The organism is Streptosporangium amethystogenes (assembly GCF_000721075.1).
Lineage (GTDB): Bacteria > Actinomycetota > Actinomycetes > Streptosporangiales > Streptosporangiaceae > Streptosporangium > Streptosporangium amethystogenes.
Genome location: NZ_JOEQ01000005.1, coordinates 78123 through 100290, shown reverse-complemented (window position 1 = coordinate 100290; position 22168 = coordinate 78123). Strand labels below are relative to the sequence as shown.

15 protein-coding genes and 4 pseudogenes are annotated in these 22168 nt (G+C 72.0%); 5 read left to right on the top strand and 14 right to left on the bottom strand.

What is annotated here, in order from left to right; genetic code table 11:
* Window positions 1–219: 219 nt before the first annotated feature.
* From fxsA to IG98_RS0108360, 3 genes are all read left to right on the top strand, one after another.
* Window positions 220–396, top strand: a complete 177-nt coding sequence (fxsA, locus tag IG98_RS48055) for an FxSxx-COOH cyclophane-containing RiPP peptide (protein ID WP_063766178.1) — start codon at window positions 220–222, stop codon at window positions 394–396.
* A gap of 78 nt (window positions 397–474) precedes the next feature.
* Complete coding sequence (locus IG98_RS0108365) at window positions 475–1353, top strand: SIR2 family NAD-dependent protein deacylase (RefSeq protein WP_030908034.1); 879 nt, start codon at window positions 475–477, stop codon at window positions 1351–1353.
* Window positions 1350–3335, top strand: a complete 1986-nt coding sequence (locus IG98_RS0108360; RefSeq protein WP_030908031.1) for a tetratricopeptide repeat protein — start codon at window positions 1350–1352, stop codon at window positions 3333–3335. Before IG98_RS0108365 ends, IG98_RS0108360 begins: the two co-directional genes overlap by 4 nt.
* On the opposite strand, the gene IG98_RS0108355 is transcribed toward IG98_RS0108360, so the two are convergent.
* On the bottom strand, window positions 3271–4086 hold the full coding sequence (locus IG98_RS0108355) for a hypothetical protein (RefSeq protein ID WP_030908028.1): 816 nt from the start codon (window positions 4084–4086) through the stop codon (window positions 3271–3273). The two genes, IG98_RS0108360 and IG98_RS0108355, sit on opposite strands and share 65 nt — an antisense overlap.
* 210 nt (window positions 4087–4296) lie before the next feature.
* Window positions 4297–4719: a DoxX family protein gene (locus IG98_RS0108350; RefSeq protein WP_030908025.1), complete on the bottom strand. Its 423-nt coding sequence runs from the start codon at window positions 4717–4719 to the stop codon at window positions 4297–4299.
* A 79-nt stretch (window positions 4720–4798) separates the two neighbouring features.
* On the opposite strand from IG98_RS0108350, the gene IG98_RS0108345 reads away from it, so the two are divergent.
* Window positions 4799–5302: a MarR family winged helix-turn-helix transcriptional regulator gene (locus tag IG98_RS0108345; RefSeq protein WP_030908022.1), complete on the top strand. Its 504-nt coding sequence runs from the start codon at window positions 4799–4801 to the stop codon at window positions 5300–5302.
* A gap of 133 nt (window positions 5303–5435) precedes the next feature.
* On the opposite strand, the gene IG98_RS0108340 is transcribed toward IG98_RS0108345, so the two are convergent.
* The 12 genes and pseudogenes from IG98_RS0108340 to IG98_RS0108305 form a co-directional block, all read right to left on the bottom strand.
* Window positions 5436–6776, bottom strand: coding sequence for a glycoside hydrolase family 6 protein (locus tag IG98_RS0108340; RefSeq protein WP_030908019.1), 1341 nt, complete (start codon window positions 6774–6776; stop codon window positions 5436–5438).
* 151 nt (window positions 6777–6927) lie between these two features.
* Window positions 6928–8190, bottom strand: coding sequence for an MFS transporter (locus IG98_RS0108335; protein WP_063766177.1), 1263 nt, complete (start codon window positions 8188–8190; stop codon window positions 6928–6930).
* Window positions 8162–9340: a serine hydrolase domain-containing protein gene (locus tag IG98_RS51850; RefSeq protein ID WP_281178462.1), complete on the bottom strand. Its 1179-nt coding sequence runs from the start codon at window positions 9338–9340 to the stop codon at window positions 8162–8164. The genes IG98_RS0108335 and IG98_RS51850 overlap by 29 nt, the downstream gene beginning before the upstream one ends.
* Window positions 9315–9569: pseudogene (locus IG98_RS54795) on the bottom strand (serine hydrolase); the annotation flags it as partial. The gene IG98_RS51850 and the pseudogene IG98_RS54795, both read right to left, overlap by 26 nt.
* A 2-nt stretch (window positions 9570–9571) precedes the next feature.
* A complete protein-coding gene (locus tag IG98_RS53200; protein WP_281178461.1) occupies window positions 9572–11164 on the bottom strand; it encodes a condensation domain-containing protein in 1593 nt (530 codons plus the stop codon).
* Window positions 11050–13008 (bottom strand): annotated as a pseudogene (locus IG98_RS54790) (non-ribosomal peptide synthetase); the annotation flags it as partial. The pseudogene IG98_RS54790 and the gene IG98_RS53200, both read right to left, overlap by 115 nt.
* Before the next feature lie 112 nt (window positions 13009–13120).
* Window positions 13121–14728 (bottom strand): annotated as a pseudogene (locus IG98_RS54785) (condensation domain-containing protein); the annotation flags it as partial.
* Window positions 14729–14851: 123 nt separating this feature from the next.
* Window positions 14852–15493, bottom strand: a pseudogene (locus tag IG98_RS46650) (AMP-binding protein); the annotation flags it as partial.
* A 257-nt stretch (window positions 15494–15750) separates the two neighbouring features.
* Window positions 15751–16908, bottom strand: a complete 1158-nt coding sequence (locus IG98_RS0108320) for an acyl-CoA dehydrogenase family protein (protein ID WP_425427994.1) — start codon at window positions 16906–16908, stop codon at window positions 15751–15753.
* 2 nt (window positions 16909–16910) lie between these two features.
* A complete protein-coding gene (locus IG98_RS0108315; RefSeq protein WP_030908010.1) occupies window positions 16911–17858 on the bottom strand; it encodes a hydroxymethylglutaryl-CoA lyase in 948 nt (315 codons plus the stop codon).
* 37 nt (window positions 17859–17895) lie between these two features.
* Window positions 17896–19896: an acetyl/propionyl/methylcrotonyl-CoA carboxylase subunit alpha gene (locus tag IG98_RS0108310; protein ID WP_245651446.1), complete on the bottom strand. Its 2001-nt coding sequence runs from the start codon at window positions 19894–19896 to the stop codon at window positions 17896–17898.
* An 8-nt stretch (window positions 19897–19904) separates the two neighbouring features.
* Entirely contained in the window at window positions 19905–21473 is a 1569-nt protein-coding gene (locus tag IG98_RS0108305; RefSeq protein ID WP_030908004.1) for a carboxyl transferase domain-containing protein, read from the bottom strand.
* 59 nt (window positions 21474–21532) lie between these two features.
* On the opposite strand from IG98_RS0108305, the gene IG98_RS0108300 reads away from it, so the two are divergent.
* Window positions 21533–22162, top strand: coding sequence for an SACE_7040 family transcriptional regulator (locus IG98_RS0108300; protein ID WP_084195209.1), 630 nt, complete (start codon window positions 21533–21535; stop codon window positions 22160–22162).
* Window positions 22163–22168: the final 6 nt, after the last annotated feature.

The following is a 22168-nucleotide window of genomic DNA, read 5'->3' as shown; positions in this document are numbered from 1 at the left end:
ATAAGCGAAGGGGTCAGAGTCTCATTGCCACACCTCAACAGCGGATCTCTGTCACACCCTAAAACGTCTATTTTCCGGTCAACTATATAGTCCCACCCGCCAAATTATCTTCCCGAGTACTCGCCTGAGCACCGAAAGGATGTAATCATCAAGGCGTAGGCGAGGACGCTCGGAGATCCGGGGACGCGTGCGTCTCGCCGTGGGCGCAAGGGAGTCCGCATGAGCGAGGAAGCCGCCACCGCTAACACCGATTCCGGCAAAGGTCTGATCGACCTGACGGGTCTGAACTTGGCCGATCTTGACAAAATCGGCGATTCCATCCTGGACCTGGTCCGCCGGCGAATAACCGCCGACGGGGACGCGGGGCCGGTGGCCGGATTCGACTCCTCCATATAGAAACCTTGGTGATAACCCACCAACGTGCGACATTGGAGTGCGAGACTGGCACTTTCTGTCGACAACAATGGTGGGACCGTGGACGATCTCGACTGGCAACGGTTGATCGACCAGCTCCACAGGGGTGACTGCACCCCTTTCCTCGGAGCGGGTGCCTGCGCCGGGACGCTCCCCACCGGTGCCGCCCTGAGTAACCGGTACGCCCTCCACTACGGCTATCCGTTCTCCGACCCGGGCAATCTCGCCCGCGTGATGCAGTACGGCGCGGCGGTGGTGCGGGATCCGGTGGATCTCAAGGAGGGGGTCTGCAGGCTTCTCCGCTCTCACGGGGGACCTGCTCCCGGCGATCCGGAAGAGCCGCACCGAGTGCTGGCCGGCTTCCCCGTGACGACGTTCCTCACCACGAACTACGACGACTTCCTGGTCGAGGCGCTGCGGGCCGAGGGCAAGGAGCCCCACGTCGCCGTCTCCCCCTGGTGGGAGGCCGATCCCGCCGCCACGCCTGTCCTGCCAGAGCCGACGGTGGAATGTCCCCTCGTCTACCATCTGCACGGAAGCTGGTCCGAACCGGCGTCGCTGGTGCTGACCGAGGCCGACTACCTGACCTACCTCGTCAACATGGTGGACGTCGTCGCGACCGGCGGGAGGCAGCCACTGCCGACCCCGATCCTGCGGGCGATGACCGCCCGGCCACTGCTCTTCATCGGCTACAGCCTGCAGGACTGGACGTTTCGGGTGCTGTTCCACGGCCTGATGCGCAGCACGCCGCGCAGTAACAAGCGGCGGCATGTGAGCGTGCAGCTGATGCCCGAGGTCAACGGATCGGCGAGCGACGCGGAGAGCAAGGCCAGGCGCTACATCGCCCACTATCTCGACGGCTGGAACATCTCGATCTTCCTGGGGACCGCCTCGGAGTTCTGCGCGGAACTCCTGCGGAGAATGGGACGGGCACCATGACGGACGCGGTTCACAGGGCCGACAGGGCCACCCACCCGTACGTGGGGCTACGCCCCTATGACCGCGACGAGCACGCACTGTTCTTCGGGCGGGAGCGCGAGGGCCGCGACATCGCCACCATCTGGCAGGCCACCGGTCTCACCGTGCTGTTCGGCGCCTCGGGGGTCGGCAAGACGTCCCTGCTGCAGGCGGGTGTCCTGCCGCGCATCGAGCCCGAACGCGCCGACGTCCTGCCCGTGGCCCGCGTGTCGCCCCGCGGCATCGTCTCGCTGCGCCCGAGGGTCGCCGGCAACCCGTACGTGCTGGCGCTGCTGTCGTCCTGGGCGCCGGAGGAGCCGCTGTCCACGCTGGCCGGGCTGACGGTCTCGGACTTCCTGGCCGGGCGCCCAGAACGCGTGGACCGGTACGGTGACCCGGTGCCCACCCTGGTCGCCGTCGACCAGGCGGAGGAGCTGTTCGGCGGTCCACCCGACCGGGAGGAGGAGCGTCACACGCTGCTGCGCCAGCTCGCGAGGGCCGTCGAGGAGCACGACGGGCTCCACCTGCTGCTCTCGCTGCGCGAGGAGTATCTGGCCTCCGTGCTGCCGTACGAGCGCCCGCTGGGCCGGGGTTCGCGGGCGCGGTTCCAGCTGCTGCCGCTCTCGCGCGCGGCGGCGCTCGACGCCACGACGAGGCCCCTTGAGCGCACCGGCCGGTCCTTCGCCCCGGGGGCCGCCGAACGACTCGTCGACGACCTGCGCACCGTCCCCTTCCTCAACGACGAGGGGCAGACCACCACGGTGACGCTCAACACCGTCGAGCCCGTCCAGCTGCAGGTCGTCTGCTCCGCGCTGTGGGACTCGCTGCCGCCGGGCCTGCACGAGATCACCGCCGAGCACGTGAACCTGCACGTGAACGTCGACCACTTCCTGACCGGTTTCTGCGAGCGGATGCTGGCGCAGGTCGCGGCCGAGTCGGGGGTCACGTCGAGCGAGATCCGCTCCTGGCTGCGCAGGACCTTCGTCACCGAGCACGGGACGCGCAACACCGTCTACGAGGGCCTCCGTGAGACGGCGGGCATGCCGAACGCCATCGCCGAGGCGCTGGAGGACCGTCACCTGCTGCGGGGCGAGCACCGGCTGGGGATCCGCTGGTACGAGCTGCAGCACGACCGCCTGATCGGCTCGGTGCGCCAGTCGCAGCACCCTGCGGCCTACCTCGATGACGCGCGGGCGGCACTGGCCAGGCGGAGCTGGGAGACGGCCCGCGGCCTCGCGGAGGAGGCGGTCCGCGCCTCGGGGCCCGGTGAGACGTGGGTGCGGGCCGAGGCCCTGGTCGTCCTGGGAGAGGTCGCGGCGGTGGAAGGCGAGGTGGAGGGTGCGCGGCGCCTCCTCAAGGAGGCGGCCGACGTGTTCGCGACGCTCCAGCGGTTCAACGGGGTGGCCTCGGCGCTGACCGCGGAGGGACGGCTCTGGCTGGCCCAGGGCGAGTACGCCAGGGCGGTGGAGCAGTTGCGGGCCGCTCTCTCCTGGGTTCCCAACGACCTGCCCGCACACCTGGCGCTCGGGGAGGCCCTGTGGCATCTGGGACAGCCGCGCGCCGCACTCGCCCTTCTCAACGGCGCCGTGGCGCTGGCCGGCGAACCCCCCGCCGAGGCGCTGGCGCTGCGCGGAGAGATCCTCGCCGATCTCGGAAGGCCCGGCGAGGCCCTGCGCGACCTGGATCGGGTCAGACGGCACCAGCGGCCCACCACGATCGCCGCCAGGGCACTGGCCCTCGCCCTGGCCCAGCGGTTCGACGCCGCGGGACAGGAGATCCTCGACGCGACCGCCGACGAGTCGGACAGCGGGCCGGTCCTGCTGCGGGCCGCGCGCGTCCATGCCCTGCTGGGTCAGCACGCGACCGCCGAGGAGTTCGCCTCGCGGGCGCTCGACGCGGTCACTCCCGGGCTTCCACCGCATCTCCGGAAGCAGGCTGAGGAGTTTCTCCGGAGAACGGCGTGACATCGGATCTCGCCGCCTCCCAGATGTGGTTGAACTGCTCCACCCAGTAGGTGTACCAGCGCTCGTCGCGGCCGCGGGTCAGCTCCAGGTGCATGCGCGACGAGGTCGAGGGATTGTGAAAGCCGTGAATCTCCACGATGACCCGGCCCCGCGGGGTCTCCGGGTCGAGAAGCACAAGGCTGAATCCCGGACTGTAGGAAAGGAGTCGGTACTCGAACTCGCCCACGGTCTTCCAGCCGCTCATCAGGCGGAGGCGTTCCATGGTGCTCTCCAGCGCGGCGGGAAGCCTCTGGACGGGAAACTCGATCGAGTCGTCCAGTTGCCTCGCGGTCTGCTGGACCGCCCCCTTCTCCAAGGGGTCGAGGATGACGATCCTGACGCGTCCCCTCTCCCGCGCGAGCACCGTGTTGCGCATGATCTCGCAGGTCTGCGCGGAGAGCAGGTTGACCGCGGAGGGGGCGAACACCCGGACGTCACGCGCGTGGGCGAGCAGCGACGACAGCGGCGCGGTGTCGTATGCCGACCGGTCGTTCAGCAGGCCGTCGGGAGATTCGGTGAGTTCCGCGGGAAGGGTGATCCGGTAGAGCAGCAATCCCACTCCCGAGAGCAGGACCGCCCATCTGAGGTCGTCGTCCAGTGCGTCGCTGACGATCGACAGGAACGCGAACCCGAAGACGACGATCGTGAGGGCGTACGCGTCGATGTGCTGCCGAGCCTTGAAATCACTGCCGATTCTTCGCAGCCACCGCACATCGACCCCCAGCCATTCGGCACCGTCGAAACAGCTATGCCCATTGTCGGGGTCAGGACCTCGTGGCGCGATGGTCCGGATGGCTCCGGATCGTGTCCCGCGGGGCCTGCTGTGGCGAGGATCGGTCAGGTGGTATCTCGGTGACCGGCGAAAACGCGGAAAGGCACCGCCTGACCGGCCACGGCGGACAGAGGATCCAAGAGACGGGGCCTAGACCGTGACCGGCCGGCGGCGCCCCTGACGGAGACCGTCGACGGCGAGGGCACCACCACCGCTGAAGGCGATGGCCAGGGTGCCGGCGGCGAGGGCCAGGACGAACTCGTAGCCGCCCTCGCTCACCGAGAAGCCGGCCGCGGCGTGGGCGAAGACGATCGCGCCGAGCATGTCGAGCACAAGGAGGGTGCCGAAGACCGGCAGGGCCGCGCCCAGGATGAGCGCGACGCCGCCGACGACTTCGAGGGCGGCGACCGCCGGAGCCGCGACGTTCGCCAGCGGGATGCCCAGCGAGTCGAAGAAGGCCGTGGTCTGGGCCAGTCCCATCGTGACGAACTTCTGCAGCCCGTGGACCAGGAAGACCACGCCGATGCCGATCCGCGCCAGCAGCAGAGCGTAGGGGCGCACTTGGTCAAGCATGATGACTCCTCATTGTCATTCGAATTTGAACTAAACCATAGTGGTTAGTTCAAATTTGAACAAGCCGTAGGATGTTCTGGTGAGCGAGACGAGATGGCTCAGCGAGAGCGAGATGGCCATGTGGGTGGCCTACCTGTCCGCGACGCATCTACTGGAGCGCCGGATCGAGGATCAGCTGAAAGTCGACTCGGGTCTGACCCACGCCCAGTACGAGATCCTGGCGAGACTCTCCGAACACCCCGACGCGCGACTGCGGATGACCGAGCTCGCCCGCCGGCTGATCATTTCCAAGAGTGGTCTCACCTACCAGATCGGGCAACTGGAGCGGCGGGGGCTCGTCACGCGGACCACCTGCCCGTCGGATGAGCGGGGCGTGTTCGCGGTGCTCACCGAGGAGGGCTCGCGCTGCCTGGAGCGGACCGCCCCGGAGCATGTGGCCGTGGTCCGCGCCTTCCTGATCGACCGGCTCACCCCCGAGGAGGTCGAGACCATGCGGCGGATCATGACGAAGGCCGTCGCGGCCATGGAGGCGGCGCCGGCCGGTCCGCTCCGCAGCTCCCCGCCGGGCAAAAGCCCAGGCTAGCGCGTGGGGCAGACCCAGGCCCCCGGTTCTCGCTTTCGGCCGCGGAACCGCGGGGAAGACGCGAGAATCCGGTACGGCTCGCACGGGGGGCATACCGTGCGAGCCGCACCGGATTCAGGGCCGCACCACCGGGTCAGGCGGCGGTGCAGCTGACCGAGGAGGGCGCACCGTTGGTCCCGGACCAGCTGCCGGTGAACCCGAAGGACGTCGAGGCGCCCGAGGAGAGGTTGCCGTTGTGGGACACGTTCCGCACCGAGACACCGGCGCCGCTCTGGGTGTGCTGCCCGTTCCAGAGCTGGGTGATGCTCTGGTTACCGGGGAACGACCAGCTCGCCGTCCAGCCCGTGATCGCCTGGGCGCCGCTGCTCTTCACGGTCACCTCGGCCTGGAAACCGCCCTGCCAGGAGCCGACCAGCTTGTAGGTGGCCGTGCAGGCCTTGCCACCGGTCGGCGTGACGGTCGGGGTGGGGGTCGGGGTGATGGTGGGAGTGACGGTCGGGGTGGGGGTCACGGTGGGCTGCGGAGCCGCCATGGCCAGGTCGTAGGCCCGCTGCGGCACGAACTGCCCCGCTCCGGCGATGCAGCCGTCCGCCTCGCCCGGCAGCTTGATCCAGAGGAACGCGTCGATCGCCGGGTCGCCGGTGGCGTTGGTGCTCGGTGTGCCGATCGCCCGCCCTCCCGGGTCGCACCACTCGCTGCCCTGCGGGCCGTTGCCGTTGCGGCTGGTGTCGATCACCGCGCGGAGCCGGGAGACGCCGGTGGCTGAGATGACGTTCTTGGCGTAGGCGACCTCGGTGGAGCTCCACCGGTAGTTGGAGACGTTGACGGAGATGCCGTCCGCGCTGCCTCCGACGTCCGCGGCGTTCAGCCGGGCCGCGGCGTCGGAGGCCGACAGCCATCCCGAGTGCCCGATGTCGTAGTAGACCTTGGCCGAGGAGGAGGCGGCCTTCAGCTTCTTGCCGGCGTACGCCATGGAGGCGTTGGTCTCCTGCTGCTGGGCGGAGCTCATGCAGTTGGTCATGATCGGGAGCACGTCGGGCTCCAGGATGATCGACGCCGGACGCCCCTGGAGGCCGGCGGCCAGCTCGTCGATCCACTGCCGGTAGGCCGTGTGGTTGGGCGCCCCGCCGGTGCTGGCACCGCTGCAGTCGCGGTTGGGGATGTTGTAGACGACAAGGATGGGGATCTTGCCCGCACCGGCCGCCGCCCCGACGAACGACGACACCTGGCCGCGGATGGTGGAGGTGTTGGTGGTGGTGTACCAGCGGGCCTGCGGCACGGCGGCGATCCGGTCACGGATGACCGGCGCCCGGTAGTCTCCGGCGTTGGCCGCGACCCATTTGGCGGCGCCGGTCTCCGGATCGACGTAGAACGGGGAGTCGGCCGCGGACGCGCCGGAGGCGACGGCGACCGCGACACCTGACCCGATCACCAGAGCCGCGCAGAGCGTGGCCAGAACTGACCTTCTTGGCATGGATCGACTCCTTCGGGGGGATGCATGGGAGCGCTCCCACCATAGGCGGCCAGCCGCCCCGCATACAGCAGGCGCCCCTGCCCGCTCACATCAGGACGCGCTGACCTGTGCGAACACCCGTCGCAGTGGATGAAAGTTTCAATCTCGCGGCTCACATCCGATCGGTGGGTGACAACACGGGGAACCGGCGCAGTGTCGGGCTGAGCAGCGTACCCAGCGCGACGAGGGCCAGGCCGGCCGCGCAGGCCGGCACGGCGACCGGGCCGCCGCCGGCCGTCATGAGGAAGCCGCCGGCCATCGGCCCCAGGGCGCCGGCCCCACCGGAGAAGAGCCCCGCGATGCCGGACAGGCGGCCGCGCAGGTGGTCGGGGGTGACCGTGAGCTGGTAGGTCAGGACCGTGGTGTTCGCGACCGGCGCGAGGAACGCGGCACCGCCGAGAAGCACCCCGAGGAGGATGCCGCTCGGGACGAGCACCATCGCCGCGGTCATCACCGCGGCGACGAGCGGAAAGCCGACGATGGTCAGGGCCGGCGGGAGGGCGGCGTGCAGGCGGGCCGCGGCCAGTGCGCCCAGCAGGCCCCCCGCACCGATGCACGCCATCGTCAGGCCCACCTCGCCGGCGCTCACCCCCTCCCCCGACATCGCCAGGACGATGATGACGAGCGCGCTGAAGACAAGGTTGGAGGAGACCATCCACACCAGCGTCGTCCTGATGACCCGGTGTCCCGCCACCCAGCGGATCCCCTCGGCGACGCCGCCCACGGCCGAACCCTCCCTCGGGAGCGCGGCGGGGGCCGCCCGCCGCGGCAGGCGCAGCAGGAGCAGCGTGACGAAGGAGAGGCCGAGCATGATCGCGTCGGCGCCGAAGGGCGCCGTGTGGTGCAGGGTGAACAGGAAACCCGCCAGCGCGGGACCGAGCAGGGTGGCGATGAAGGGGCGCGCGGTATTGCGGGCGACCGCCTGCGACAGCTGCGACTCGGGCACCACCTGGGGAAGCGCGGCGTGCTCGGCCGGCTGGAAGACAGAGCTGAAGAAGCCCTCGACCGCGGCGGCCAGCAGGATGTGCGGGAAGGCGTAGGTGTCCAGGAGCAGCGCCACGACCACACTACCCATCGCCAGGGCACGGGCACCGTGGCACAGCAGCATGACCTTCTTGCGGTCCCACCGGTCGGCGACCACCCCGGCGGGCACGTTCGCCACCATGTGCGCCACCGCGAGCACCGACGACGCCAGGCCCATCTCCAGCGGAGAGCCCGACATGGCCAGGATCAGCAGCGGGAAGGAGACGAAGGTGATCTCACTGCCCAGTTCGGAGAAGAGCTGGCTGGTCCACAGGATGTTGTAGTCACGGTTGCGGGACAGGCGGATCGGCCCGCCGGCCACCTCACCGGCACCTGCCTGCGCGGCGCTCATCGCGGCGCCAGCCTTCCCCGCCGGGGGCGTCGTTCCCGTCGCGCGCCCGCCTGGCCAGCCGTCCGGTGACCTGGATGAGATCGATCCCTCCCGTCTCCGGGTCACGCAGGAAACGGCCGGTGTAGGTGGTGCGGCCACCGGACGTTTCCCGCATCGTGAAGCGCAGGCCCTCGAAGCAGGTCAGCTCGAACCGCTCGGCCTCGCCCGTCGTCAGGCGGAGCCCGCCCGCACCGTCCGCGACGACCGTGAGCTCCATCTCCCCGTTGACGTACCGGCCGGCGCATTCCGGTGGTCCCGACGTCCGCAGGGCCGGGTCCGGCGGCGCCGACAGGCCGCGGCCTCCCACGGCCAGTCCCGCCGACTGGAGTTCCGCCAGCAGGTCCTCCCAGAGCGCCGGTCCGGTGGCGGCGTTCGCGGTCAGCGCGACGACGGTCCCGCCCGCCGGTTCGAACCGCAGATGGCAGGAGGTTCCCTCACCGGTGCCGTCGTGTCCGAACCAGTCGGGCCCGGCGTCGTGGTAGACCGCCCAGCCGAGTCCCCAGGAGTCGGCCATGCCGAACGGGCCGGCCGTCACCCCCGCGAGCTGGTCGCGGCGCATCTCGCGGGCGGAGTCGCGGTCGAGCACCGGCCAGAGCGCCGGGTGGGCCAGGCGCATCAGCGCGAACGTGACCAGATCGGCGGCCCCGAGGGCGAGCCCGGCACTCGGCGCCGCCACCTTCGGCAGGGTCTGCCAGGTGACCGGCAGCATCCGGTCCCCCGGCTGCCGCACCGTGTGGCCGTCCACCACCGGCCGGAACCCCGACGGCGGCCCGACGACGAACGCCGGCGCGATGTCCAGCGGCTTCAGCAGGACCGCCTCCATCGCCTCCCACCAGCTCATCCCGGTGACCACCTCGACGAGGTGGCCCGCCAGGATGTAGCCGATGTTGGAGTAGGAGAAGACGGTCCCCGGCGGGTGCGCGGTGCCGGACTCGCGGCAGTGGCGCGCCACCCACCGCCGCCGGGCCCCGGAGTGGTCGCCGCCCTCGTCGATGTTCGAGGCCAGCCCGCCGGTGTGGCTGAGCAGCCGCCGCGCCGTCATCCTCGGGCCCGGCCCGCCGCGTCCGGCCCCCCACCTCGGGCACGTACTCGGCCAGCGGGGCGTCGAGATCGATGTCGCCGCAGGCCGCCAACGTCATCACCAGCGTCGCGGTGAAGGGTTTGGTGAGCGAGCCGAGCGGAAAGGCGGACCGTCGGGTCACCGGCTCGCCGGTCGCGTACGTCTCCTCGCCGGTCTCGGCGGTGAGGGTCCGACCCTCGTGGTGCACGGCCAGCTGCGCCCCCGGCACGCGGTGCTCGCGGGCCAGCCGGGCCAGCCGGGTGGAAAGGTCGACGTCCACGCTCACTCCCTCTCCGCCCGGCCGGCGGCCGGATCGATGTGTGCGGCGACGGCGCGCAGCGCCTCCAGCAGGTCCTCCGCCAGGCGCTCGACCGTGGCCCGGTCGTGCACGCCGACCACGTGGCGCCAGTCGAAACGCAGCCTGCCGTCCGCCAGGTAAGCGGTGATCTCCAGGGGCCGGACACCCGGTGCGACCGGCTCCGCCCGGCGGGCGGGCGGCGGGGAGTGGAACGAGCGGTAGAGAACGCTCTCGCCGGGGTCGACCGGCTCGTGGAAGGCGAAGGCCACCCGTGGCCGGTCTTCTCCCGGCGGTCGCGGGGCGAGGTGGCGCAGCGCCCCATAGCCCAGACCGGCGCTCGGAACGGCGCGCAGTCGCCCGCGTACGGCCCTGACGATCGCGGGCCAGTCGGGCGGGGCACCGCCGGGCGTGCCCCCGAGCACGACGGGGAACGTGCCGGCGAACCGGCCGACGGCGCGGGAGAGGTCGACCCCGTCGAAGATCTCCTCCCTGCCGTGCCCCTCCAGCTCGACCTGCACGCGGTCAGCGCCCGTCCAGCGGCACAGCACCCGCCCCAGCGCGCCGAGCAGTACGTCCCCGATCCCGGCGCGGAGCGCCGCGGGCGCCGCACGCAGCAGCGCTCCGCTCTCGCCCTCCCCGAGGGAGACGGACACCTCGCCAGCGACCGGCGGCGCCTCACCCGGCCCCTCGGGCGGCAGCACGGTGTCGGGCAGCGCGGTGTCGGGCAGCGCGGTGTCGGGCAGCGCGGTCCAGTAGGCCAGTTCCTCGTCGAACCCTCCCGCCGCGGCGTGCCCGGCCAGCAGCCCCGCCCAGTGCCGGAAGGAGGAGGGCTCCGGCCCCAGGTCCACCTGCGTTCCCGCCACCGACTGCCGGTAGGCCCGCTCCAGGTCGTCGAGCAGGATCCGCCAGGACCGGGTGTCGGCCGCCAGCGGATGGACGGTGAGGCAGAGCCACGGCCGCCGGCCCGGCCCGAAGTCCAGCAGCGAGGCCCGGAGCGGCTCCCCGGCCGGATCGAGGCCGCGGGCCGCCTCGCCGGCCACGAAGCTGTCCACCGCCTCCCGCACGGCCGTGATCTCCGCCGCCTCTCCCACCCCGGATCCGGCCGTGGCCCGGAGGTCGAACCGGCGTAGCGGGTCACCGGCGGCGGCCGACGGCGCGATCCGCTGCCACCAGGAGCCGTCCGCCTGCTCGAAACGCGAGCGCAGCGCGTCGTGCCGGGCCACCAGCGCGGCCAGGGCCGTGCGCAGTCCCTCCTCGGCGGTCCCCTCGGCCAGCTCGACGAGGACCGGCCTGGCGAGGAGGTGCGGGGACGCCCCCTGGTCTCGACGAACTCGCGCTGGCCGGGTGTCAGGGGCACCGGGCCGTCCAGCCGCGGACCGGCCGCCTCCCCCGGTCCGGCCGCCGTCGCGAGCCGCTCCACGGTCTGGTGCAGGAAGAGGTCCCGGGGCGAGAGGCGCAGCCCCGCGCCTCTGGCCCGGTAGATGACCTGCATGGTCAGCAGCGAGTCGCCGCCGAGGTCGAAGAAGTTGTCCTGCACGCCGATCCTGGCCGCCTCGACGCCGAGCACCTCGGCCCAGATCCCGGCGAGCAGCCGCTCGGCCGCGTCGCGCGGGGCGACACGCTCGGCGCCCGCACCGCCCTCTGGAGCGGGCAGCGCGCGCCGGTCGGTCTTCCCGCTCGACGTCAGCGGAAGCTCCTCCAGCAGGACGAAGAAGGCCGGAACCAGGTAACCGGGCAGGGAACGCCTGGCATGGTCGCGCAGCTCCGCGACCGACGGCGGCGCGTCCCCCGCGGGCACCAGGTACGCGGCCAGCCGCCGGTCGCCCGGCCGGTCCTCCCTGACCACCACCGCCGCGGACGCGACGCCCGGGTGGCCGAGCAGGACGCTCTCGATCTCACCGGGCTCGATCCGGAACCCCCGGATCTTCACCTGGTCGTCGACCCTGCCCAGGAAGGTCAGCACGCCGTCGGCCCGCCACCGGACCATGTCCCCGGTACGGTACATCCGTGCCCCGGCGGGACCGAACGGATCGGCGACGAACCGCTCGGCGGTCAGCGCGGGCCGGCCCAGGTAGCCGCGGGCCACGCCGTCCCCGGCGATGTACAACTCTCCCGGCACGCCCGGGGGCACCGGCTGGCAGAGCCGGTCCAGCACGTACACCCTGGTGTTGGCGATCGGCACTCCGATGGGGGGCGCCGCTGTGTTCCCCGCCTCGACCGCCGCCGTGGTGGACCAGATCGTGGTCTCCGTCGGCCCGTACAGGTTGGTCACCGACCGCGCCGAGGCCGCCAGTGTCCCGGCCAGGTCCGCCGGCAGCGCCTCGCCGCCGACGAGGACCCGCACGCCCGCGAGGGCCTGGCCGGTCTCCTCGGCCACCGCCCGCCAGAGGCTGGGCGTCGCCTGTATCACCGTCACGGATTCCTCGGCGATGACCTGCCGCAGCCGCCAGGGGTCGTGGACCAGCCCGCGGCCGGCCAGTACCACCGCCGCGCCGCTGATCAGCGGCATGAACAGCTCCAGGCCCGCGATGTCGAACCCGACCGTCGTCATCGCCAGCAGGCGGTCGCGCGGGCCGAGCCCGAACCGGTCCCGCATGTCCACCAGGAAGTTGCGCAGGTTGCCCCGGGAGACCACCACCCCCTTGGGCCTGCCGGTGGAGCCCGAGGTGTAGATGGTGTAGGCCGCGCTGTCCGGATGGAATCCGCCGGCGGGATCGGTGGTGGGGCAGCCGTCCAGCGCGGCGAGCACCTCGGGGTCGTCGAGAAGGACCCGGGGCACCTCCTCGAAGGCGCCGGCCAGGATCCCGGCCCCGGCGGTCAGCACCAGCGCGGGGCCGGCGTCCTGAAGGAGGAGCGCGACACGCTCCGGCGGGTGTTCGAGGTCCAGCGGCAGGTAGGCGGCGCCCGTCTTCAGCACCGCGAGCACCGCCACCACCAGGTCCGCCGTCCGGGGGAAGGCCAGCCCCACCAGTGTCTCCGGGCCGACCCCCCGCGAGCCCAGGTGGTGGGCGAGCCGGTTGGCGCGCGCGTTCAGCTCCGCATACGTGAGCGTGAGGTTCCCGCGGACCAGCGCGGTCGCGTCCGGGGTGGCGGCGACCTGGTCCTCGAAGAGCCTGGAGAGGTCGGCCCTCGGGATCTCCCTGCCGGTGTCGTTCCACTTCACCAGCGACCGCTCGCGCTCGGCACTGGTCAGCAGGCGAACCTCCGACAACCGCCGCTCCGGATCCTTCGACACGGCGTCGAGCAGCATCACCAGGTGCCTGGTCAGGCGCTCGATCGTGGTCTCGTCGAACAGGCCGGTGCTGTAGGCGACGGCCACGGTCAGCGCGCCCCGGTGCTCGTAGAAGTTCACGATCAGGTCGTGGCTGACCTCGCCGCTCGTGACGGGCAGCGTCTCGGCGCGCAGCCCCGGCAGGTCCATCTTCCGCGCCGGGGTGTTCTCCAGCACCACCATCACCTCGACCAGGGGGGGTGCGGCTGGGGTCCCGCTCGGGCCGCATGACCTCCACCAGCCGCTCGAACGGCACGTCGTCGTGGCTGAACGCGTCGAGCACCGTCGTACGGACCTGGGAGAGCAGGTTCCCAAAGGACGACGACTCGTCCACCAGGGAGCGCAGCACCACGGTGTTGACGAAGAAACCGACCAGCCCCTCCAGTTCGGCCCGGTTGCGACCCGAGGTCGCCGTGCCCACCGCGACGTCCTGCTGGCCGCAGTAACGCGCGAGCAGTACCTGCGTGGCGGCGGCCAGCACCATGAACAGGGTGGCGTCGCGCTCGCGCGCCACGGTCCGCAGCCGGTCCACCAGCTCGGGCGGCGTCTCCACCGTGTGCGTCGCGCCGGCGGAGGCGCGCACGGCGGGTCTCGGCCGGTCCACGGGCAGTGCCGGCGGGGCGAGCCCGTCGAGCCGCCGCCTCCAGTAGCCGATGTGCCCGTCGAGCGCCGGCCCCTCCAGGTGCTCCCGCTGCCAGGCGGCGTGGTCGGCGTACCGCACGGGGAGCGGCGCGGGTTCGCGCCGCTCACCGCGGATCTCGGCGGCGTAGAAGGCGGCGAAGTCCCCGGCGAGCACCCCCATCGACCACCCGTCGGTCACGATGTGGTGCATGAGCAGCGCCAGCACGTGGTCGGCGGCGTCCAGGCGGATCAGCACGGCCCGGAACAGCGGGCCGTGCCGCAGGTCGAAGGGGTGCGACGCCTCCTGTTCGAGCCGCCGCCACATCGCGGCCTCGCGCTCGTCCTCGGGTGCCCCCTCCAGGTCGACCGTCTCGAAGGCCGCTTCGAAGGCCGCCTCGGAGGGCGGGTGGATCGTCTGCGTGCCCTGTCCCCCGACGTCGCCGAACGTGGTGCGCAGCGACTCGTGCCGCCGCACCAGCCGCCGCAGGGCGATCCGCGCCGCACCGGCGTCCAGCTCGCCGCGGAGTCGCAGGGCGAGGGCCGTGTTGTATCCGGTGCCGCCGGGTTCGAACGCGTCGAGGAACCACAGCCGCTGCTGGGCGAAGGAGAGCGGCAGGTCCTCGTCGCGGTCCACCACCTCGATCTCGCGCCGGCCGCCGTCCGGGTCGGTGTCCGGGTCGGCGCCGCCGAGCAGGGGGGCGAGCGTCGCGATGGTCGGCGTGTCGAAGAGCTGCCTGGGCGGCGGCGCCGAGCCGAGCGCTGCCCGGACCCGCGAGACGATCTGGATGCTGAGGATCGAGTCGCCGCCGAGGTCGAAGAAGTTGTCGTCCACCCCGACCCGGGCGGCGTCCACGCCGAGCACCTCGGCCCAGATCGCGGCCAGCAGGCGTTCGGCCGCGTCGCGGGGGGCGGCGTACGCCGTGCCGGTGTCGGCGCCCCTGCCGGGGTCGGGCAGCGCGCGGCGGTTCAGCGTGCCGCTCGGGCTCAGCGGCAGCGCCTCCAGGGTCACGAACCCCGACGGTACGGCGTGTCCCGGCAGGACCCCGCCGAGGAACGTCTTCAGCTCCCGGGCGTCCACCGGCTCGCCTTCGGACACCACGTAGCCCGTCAGCCGGACACGGCCGGGGGCGTCCTCCCATGCGGCGACCGCGGCGGCGGCGACGCGGGGGTGGCGGGCCAGCGCCGCCTCGATCTCACCCAGCTCCACCCGGAAGCCCCTGATCTTGACCTGGTCGTCCGCCCGTCCCATGAACTCCAGGTTCCCGTCGGCGCGGCGGCGCACCAGGTCTCCGGTCCGGTACATCCGGCCCACGCCGCCGGGCGCGAACGGATCGGTCAGGAACCGCTCCGCGGACAGTTCGGCACGGTTCCACTAGCCCCGCGCCACCCCGTCGCCGCCGATGTAGAGCTCTCCGGCGACACCGAGCGGCACCGGGCGCCTCTCCGCGTCCAGCACGTAGACGCGGGTGTTGACCAGTGGCCGCCCGATCGGGACGAACGCCGCCTCACCCACCGGATCGCCGCCCAGCTGGAAGACCGTGGAGTCCACCGTCGTCTCGGTCGCACCGTAGGCGTTGACGACCACGGTGTCCGGCTCCACCCCGCGCAGCACCTCCTCGGAGTCGCCGGCCGGCCGGCCCTCCGAGCCGACCATGAGGACGCGCAGCGAATCCAGCCGCACGCCGCGCCGCCCGGCCTCCTGGACCAGTGCCCTGGCCAGCGACGGGACCGTCACCAGGATCTCCGCCCGGGTGCGGGCCAGCGTCTCCAGCAGGGCGGGCGGGTCCGCCACCGCCTCGGCCGGGCACACCGCCATCGTCCCGCCGAACAGGGCCGACAGCAGGAAGTCGCCGAAGAACAGGTCCACCGACAGGGACCGAGGCCGCGTCCCGGACAGTCCGTAGCGGGCGTCCCAGGCGCGCACCATGTGGTGGACGTTGCGGTGCTCGACCATCACTCCCTTCGGGCGGCCGGTGGATCCCGAGGTGTAGACGATGTAGGCCAGGTCCGCCGGGGTCACCGCGACGTCCGGCGGCGACGCGGGCAGGCCGTCGAGGACGGCCCGGTCCCGGTCCAGGCAGACGAAGGTCGCCGGGGACCCGGCCCCCCAAAAGCCTGAACGCCATCGCCGAGATGATCGAACGAGTACGCGAGCTGGAAGGACTGCCCGACAGCGCGGAGAGGTCGTGAGCGCCCGCCCTCCTCGCGGAGGCACGCGGGCCCGCGACGACGCCGGCACGGCTCACCGGCCTGACCGGTGCCTCTCACGGCTCAGAGGTCGCCGAGTCCCAGCTCGCGGGCGATCAACATGCGCTGGACCTCGCTGGTGCCCTCGCCGATCTCCAGGATCTTGGCGTCGCGGTAGAAGCGGCCGACCGGGTATTCGTTCATGAACCCGTAGCCGCCGAAGATCTGGGTGGCGTCGCGGGCGTTGTCCATGGCGGCGTCGCCGGCGACGAGCTTGGCGATGGCCGCCTCCTTCTTGAACGGCTCCCCCGCGAGCATCTTCTCCGCGGCGTGGTAGTAGGCCAGGCGGGCGGTGTGGGTACGAACCTCCATGTCGGCGATCTTGAACTGGATGGCCTGGTAGTGGCCGATGGGGTGGCCGAACGCCCGGCGCTCGCGGACGTAGCGCAACGACTCGTCCACGCAGCCCTGGGCCAGCCCGACCGAGAGGGCGGCGATGGCGATGCGGCCCTCGTCGAGGGTCTGCAGGAACTGCGCGTAGCCGCGCCCACGCTCACCGAGCAGGTTCCGCGCCGGGACCCTGCAGTCGTCGAAGGAGAGCCCGCGGGTGTCGGAGCAGTTCCAGCCCACCTTGGAGTACTTCCTGGCGACGGTGAGGCCCGGGGTGCCCGCCGGCACCAGGATCGTGGAGATCTCCTTCTTGCCGCCGGCCCGCTCGCCGGTGATCGCGGCCACCCCGATGACGCCGGTGATGTCGGTGCCCGAGTTGGTGATGAACGCCTTCGTGCCGTTGATCACCCACTCGTCGCCGTCCAGCACCGCCGTGGTGCGCATGCCGCCCGGCACGTCGGAGCCGCCGCCCGGCTCGGTGAGACCGAAGGCGCCCAGCATCTCGCCCGACGTCAGCCGGGGCAGCCACTCGGCGCGCTGCTCGGCCGTGCCGAACCGGTAGATCGGCATGGCGCCCAGCGACACCGCGGCCTCGACGGTGATCGACACGCTGGAGTCGACCCTGGCCAGTTCCTCCAGGGCCAGGCAGAGCGCGAAGTAGTCGCCGCCCATGCCGCCGTACTCCTCGGAGATCGGCAGCCCGAACAGGCCCATCGCGCCCATCTGCCGCACGATGTCGTAGGGGAACTCCTCGCGCTCATAGAGGTCGCCGATCACCGGGGCCACCACGTCGCGGGCGAACGCCTCGACGGTCTTGCGCAGTTCCTCGTACTCGTCGGTCAGCTTGGGCATGATCACTCCTTCTCCACGGGGGTGCGGGACGGGCTCCCGGCCAGGGCCTGGACGACCCGCGACGGGCTGGGGCGGCCGAGCCTGCCGGTCAGCCAGGTGCTGGTCTCCACCAGCGACGGAAGATCAAGGCCGGTCTCGACGCCGAGACCGTGCAGCATCCAGACCAGGTCCTCGGTGGCGAGGTTGCCGGTGGCGCTCTCGGCGTACGGGCAGCCGCCGATGCCTCCGGTGGAGGCGTCGACCACCCTCACGCCCTCCCGCAGCGCGGTGAGGGTGTTGGCCAGGGCCTGGCCGTAGGTGTCGTGGAAGTGGACCGCGAGCCGGGAGGGGTCACCGAAGGCCTCGATCAGCGCGGCGACGTGGCCGGCGGTGCCGACCCCGATGGTGTCACCGAGCGACAGCTCGAAGCAGCCCAGGTCGAGCAGCCTGCGCCCGACGGAGACGACCTGGGCGATCGGCGTCGGGCCCTCCCAGGGGTCGCCGAAGCACATCGACACGTACGCCCTGACCTTCAGGCCGTGCGCCAGCGCCCGGGCGACCACCGGCTCGAACATGTCGAACTGCGACTCCAGCGTCCGGTTGAGGTTCCGGCCCGCGAACGTCTCGGTGGCGCTCGCGAAGACCGCGATCTCCTGGACGCCGTGTTCGAGCGCGCGGTCCAGGCCGCGCTCATTGGGCACGAGCACCGGGTAGCGCACGCCGGGGACCCGCTCCATGACCGCCAGCAACTCCGAGGCGTCGGCGAGCTGCGGCACCCACTTGGGGTGCACGAAGCTGGTGGCCTCGATCACCCGGTGTCCCGCGGCGGCCAGCCGGGCGATGAACTCGGCCTTGACCTGGACCGGGACCACCGCCGCCTCGTTCTGCAGCCCGTCGCGCGGCCCGACCTCGTAGATCGTGACCCGCTCGGGCAGTCCCTCCGCCCCGATCCGCTGCGGTTCGCGCATCATGCCCCCTCGCCCCTCTGAGGTTCCGGTACGGCGTGCATCACCGCTCCTGTCCACCGACCACGGCCAGCACGGCGTCCATGCCGACCGCCTGGCCCATCCGGACCCGCAGCTCGGCGACGACCCCGTCGATCGGCGCGGTCACGGTGTGCTCCATCTTCATCGCCTCCACGATGAGCAGCGGCTGCCCCTCGGTGACCCGGTCACCGGCGGCCACCTTCACCACCAGAACGGTGCCCGGCATCGGGCTGCGGACCAGGCCGTCCCCCGGACCGCCGGTGCCCGCCCGGTCGCCGGGGTCGCCCAGGTGGCGGTGGGTGAACGCCCAGGCGTCGCCGTCGCGGCCGAGCCACACCGTGTCGCCGTCCCTGGCGACGGCGTAGCGCCTCGCGGTCTCACCGAGGGTGACGAGCAGGTCGTCGCCCTCGTCGGCCAGCAGCGCCCGCACCGTCTCGGCGCCGGCACCCGCGCCGTCGCCGGAGAGCAGGACCTCGGCGCCGGAGGCGGGCAGGCCGCGCACCCTGAGCTCGTGGACCCCGTCGCGGCTCTCCAGCCGGTAGACGGTCCACGCCGCCTCGCCCAGCCGCCAGCCGTCGGGGACGTCCCACGGGTCGGCGTGCCCCGCGGGGACGTGCTCGCGGTGCAGGACCAGGGCCGCGGCGGTCAGCACGTCGTCGGGGACGCCCTCGCGGGAGACCAGCTCGTCGAGGTGGCGTTCGACGAGGCCGGTGTCGAGGTCTCCCGCGACCACCGCGGGATGACCGATCAGGGCGCGCAGGAAGGAGATGTTGGTGGGCACCCCGAGCACGGCGGTGGCCGCGAGCGCCCCGTCGAGCCGCCGCAGGGCGCTCACCCGGTCCGGCCCCCAGGCGATGACCTTCGACAGCATCGGATCGTAGTCGCTGCCGACCACGCCCCCGGCCAGCAGGCCGGAGTCGACCCGCACGCCGGGCGGCTCGCGCAGTGCGAGGACCCGGCCCCCGGTCGGCAGGAAGCCCCGGAAGGGATCTTCCGCGTAGACCCGGGCCTCGACGGCGTGACCGTCGAGCCGTACCTGCTCCTGGGTGAGCGGGAGGGGCTCGCCGGCGGCGACCCTGAGCTGGAGCTCGACCAGGTCCAGGCCGGTGACCAGCTCGGTGACGGGGTGCTCGACCTGCAGGCGGGTGTTCATCTCCATGAAGTAGTAGTCGCCGGTTGCGCCCTGGACGATGAACTCCACCGTGCCGGCGCCGGTGTAGCCGACGGACCTGGCGGCCTCGACCGCCGCGGCGCCCATCGCGGCCCTGGTCTCGGCGTCGAGAAGCGGGGAGGGCGCCTCCTCGACGATCTTCTGGTGGCGGCGCTGCAGGCTGCACTCGCGCTCGCCCAGGTGGATGACGCCGCCGTGGGCGTCGGCCATCACCTGGATCTCGATGTGCCGGGGGTTCTCCACGAACCGCTCGATCAGCAGGGTCGCGTCACCGAACGCGGCGGCGGCCGTGCGGCGGGCGGACGCCAGTGCCTCCGGCAACTCCGCCGCGGAGCGCACGAGCACCATGCCCTTGCCCCCGCCGCCCGCCGAGGGTTTGATCAGCGCGGGAAAGCCGATCCGCTCGGCGGCCTCGGCCAGGTCGTCACCCGGCTCGGCTCCGCCGGGTACGACGGGGACGCCGGCCGCGGAGACGGTGGCCTTGGCACGGATCTTGTCGCCCATCGCCTCGACGGCCTCCGGCGGCGGGCCGACGAAGACGAGCCCGGCCTCGGCGCAGCGCCGGGCGAAGGCGGCGTTCTCCGCGAGGAAGCCGTAACCGGGGTGCACGGCCTGGGCTCCGGTCGCCGCCGCGGCGGCGAGGATGCCGTCGACGTCGAGGTAGCCCCCGGCGAGCCGCACGGCGACATCGGCCTCGCGGACGTGCCGCGCCCCGGCGTCGGCGTCGCTGTACACGGCCACGGAACGGATGCCCAGTCTGCCGAGCGTGCGGGTGATCCGCAGCGCGATCTCGCCGCGGTTGGCGACGAGGACGGTGTCGAACATCCGGCGGGGTGCTGGTGGGTGGGTCATGGGTGCGGTCACATCCGGAAGACGCCGTAGCCGACAGGGTCGAGGGGGGCATTGGCCGAGGCTGACAGGGCCAGGCCCAGGACGGTCCGGGTGTCGAGGGGGTCGATGACCCCGTCGTCCCAGAGGCGGGCCGTGGAGTAGTAGGGGTTGCCCTGCTCCTCGTACTGCCCGCGGATGGCGTCGGGGTCGGCGTTGCCGACCGTGGACAGGACGTTGGCGGCCTGCTCGCCGCCCATCACCGAGATCCGGGCTCCGGGCCACATCCACAGGAACCGGGGCGAGTAGGCGCGCCCGGCCATCGCGTAGTTGCCGGCCCCGAACGAGCCGCCGACGACCACGGTGAACTTGGGCACCCGGGCGCAGGCGACGGCGGTGACCATCTTCGCGCCGTGCTTGGCGATACCGCCCGCCTCGTAGGCCCGGCCGACCATGAACCCGCTGATGTTCTGCAGGAAGACCAGCGGGGTGTTGCGCCGGTCGCACAGTTCGATGAAATGGGCGCCCTTGAGCGCCGACTCGCCGAACAGGATGCCGTTGTTGGCGATGATCCCGACGGGGTGACCGTGGATGCGGGCGAACCCGGTGACGAGCGTGCTGCCGTACTCGGCCTTGAACTCACCGAACCTGCTGCCGTCGACGACGCGGGCGATGATCTCACGGACGTCGTACGGGGTGCGGGTGTCGGCGGGGACGATGCCGTACAGGTCGCGGGGGTCGCAGACCGGCTCCTCCGACGGCAGGCGCTCCCAGGGGGAGGGCGTGCGCGGCGCGAGGGTGGAGACGATGTCCCGGACGATCCTCAGCGCGTGGCGGTCGTCGTCGGCGAGATGGTCGGTGACGCCGCTGACCCGGGCGTGCAGGTCGCCGCCGCCCAGGTCCTCGGCGCTGACCTCCTCACCGGTGGCCGCCTTCACCAGCGGCGGGCCACCGAGGAAGATCGTGCCCTGGTTGCGGACGATCACCGCCTCGTCGCTCATCGCCGGTACGTAGGCGCCGCCCGCCGTGCAGGAGCCGAGGACCGCGGCGATCTGCGGGATGCCGCGCGCCGACATGGTGGCCTGGTTGTAGAAGATCCGGCCGAAGTGCTCGCGGTCCGGGAAGACCTCGTCCTGCCTGGGCAGGAACGCACCCCCTGAGTCGACGAGGTAGACGCAGGGCAGGTTGTTGTGGAGAGCGACCTCCTGGGCCCGCAGGTGCTTCTTGACGGTGATCGGATAGTAGGTGCCGCCCTTGACGGTGGCGTCGTTGGCGACGATCACGCACTCGCGGCCGGAGACGCGGCCCACCCCGGTGATGATCCCGGCGGCGGGCGCCTCGTCCCCGTACATCCCTCCCGCGGCCAGCTGGGAGAGCTCCAGGAATCGCGAGCCGGGGTCGAGGAGGGAGTCGACGCGGTCGCGGGGCAGCAGCTTGCCCCGGGAGACGTGCCTGGCGCGCGACTTCTCCGGGCCTCCCAGTCTCGCGGCCGCGACGCGTTCCCCGAGGTCGGCGACCAGCCGCTCATTGACCTCGGTGTTGCGCTTGAAATCCTCGCCACCCGGGTCGCAGGTGCTTCGCAGCACCGGCCAGCCACTCATGCGGGCCCTCCTGTCCGGCTCCGTCGCCGCTGGGTTAAGGATCACTAACTTCACCGCAGATGTTAGTCATTATTAACGTTACCGTCTACCATCGGAAGGTGACGACTGCCCAGCCCGCTACCCGCAATCGCGGCTCGCGGCGCGCCGAGATCCTGGACGCCGCGGCGAAACTGTTCGCGGCGCGCGGCTTCCACGGTGTCTCGATCGAGGACATCGGCGGCGCGGTCGGCACCTCGGGTCCGGCCCTCTACCGGCATTTCAGTGGCAAGGAGGCTCTGCTCTCCGAGATGCTGCTGGATGTCAGCGAGCGCCTGCACACCTCGGGCACCCGCCGGGTGACCGAGGCGGCCGGCGCCGAGCAGGCCCTGAACGCCCTGCTCAGCTGCCAGATCGAATTCGCACTGAGCCACCCGGCACTGATCACGGTGCACGACAGGGAGCTGGACAACGTACCCGAGCCCGCCCGGCGACGAATCCGCAGGCTGCAGAGGCTGTACCTCGAGGAGTGGGTCACCGTGCTGAGCGAGCTCTACCCGGGCCGTTCCCAGGCCGAGCTGCGCGCCGCGACCCACGCCGTCTTCGGGCTGCTCAACTCCACACCGCACAGCGCCGGGGAACTACCGCCCGCGGCGATGGCCGAACTGCTGCGCGGCATGGCCCGCGCGGCGCTGGCCACCCCCAAAGGTTAGCAATCA